Source organism: Neobacillus drentensis (assembly GCF_036962765.1).
In the GTDB taxonomy this organism is placed as follows: domain Bacteria; phylum Bacillota; class Bacilli; order Bacillales; family Cytobacillaceae; genus Neobacillus; species Neobacillus drentensis_C.
In genome coordinates this window covers 1-988 of the sequence record NZ_JBALOS010000158.1, presented here as the reverse complement: position 1 = coordinate 988, position 988 = coordinate 1, and the positions used below count along the sequence as shown (strand labels likewise).

2 protein-coding genes are annotated in these 988 nt (G+C 33.9%); both read left to right on the top strand.

Annotation, left to right across the window (positions count from 1 at the left end; all coding sequences use genetic code 11):
• Positions 1-143: 143 nt before the first annotated feature.
• Positions 144-368 (top strand): hypothetical protein, encoded by a 225-nt coding sequence (locus tag V7137_RS19370; protein WP_335699588.1) that lies wholly within the window; start codon positions 144-146, stop codon positions 366-368.
• Positions 369-573: 205 nt separating this feature from the next.
• A complete protein-coding gene (locus V7137_RS19365; protein ID WP_335699587.1) occupies positions 574-984 on the top strand; it encodes a VWA-like domain-containing protein in 411 nt (136 codons plus the stop codon).
• Positions 985-988: the final 4 nt, after the last annotated feature.

Below are 988 nucleotides of genomic sequence, written 5' to 3'. Positions count from 1 at the left end.
GATGTATATGATTAAAAATTAAATCGTCTACGATTTAATCTTACACGATTTAATTAGTTATGGAAAGTTTGATGAACTGATTTCCCAGTTGGATATATAGAAAAGGAAAAGAGAACGATAAAGGAGAAAAGGAGGTTTTCAAGATGGGTTTCAATTTGTTTAATGGTAAAAATGAAGAAAAGGAAATACTTAAAGACGTTCTTGAGGATGCAATTGAAACAGAAGAGAATTTAATGAGGACATATCTTATTACTGCAGAGCGAATTCACGATGATAGTGAACTTAAGGAACGGCTTGAAAACTTTGCGGAAGGAAATGCGAAACGAACTAAGCAGCTGATTGATGAACTCAATGAAAACAGGGATTAGTAAAAATAAGGCTCATCTAGAACAAACTTTGATGAGCCTTTATTGGTTGAAACGCATTTTAATCGATAGTGGAAAATAATGCTTTAGATAAACGAAACCGCTTTTCTAAAGTGTATCGATTTCCGCAATTAACCAATCATAACCTCCTTCTTAATAAACCAAAATAAGATGGTTCACTTATTCAATTCCAAAGGAGTTGGTTGTGTTGAAATGGCACAAAACGATACTTTCAATGATTCAGCAGCGCCAAGATAAAAAAGTTGCCTTAGCTGTTGACACTTCCACGAATGAAGCCCCCAGCATTTTAATTAATAACATAGTAAAACTGTTTGAACAGGTGAAACCAGATACCATATTAGTACAAGCTGATTTTAAAATTCGAAGTACGTCTCCTGTTAAAAGTGATACAATAAAATATCATACACATGGGAAATCTTCATATACTTTGGTTCTTGAGTGGGCAAAAGAAGAGAATATTGACACATTGTTTTATATTACAGATGTGACCGGTTTTATTTCTGAAGATATAGATTCAGTAAGTTATGAAATGATTTGGCTGGTACCTGGTGCTATTTTGCCGCGGGTTCCTTTTGGTAAAGCCATTAAGGTTGCATAAAAAG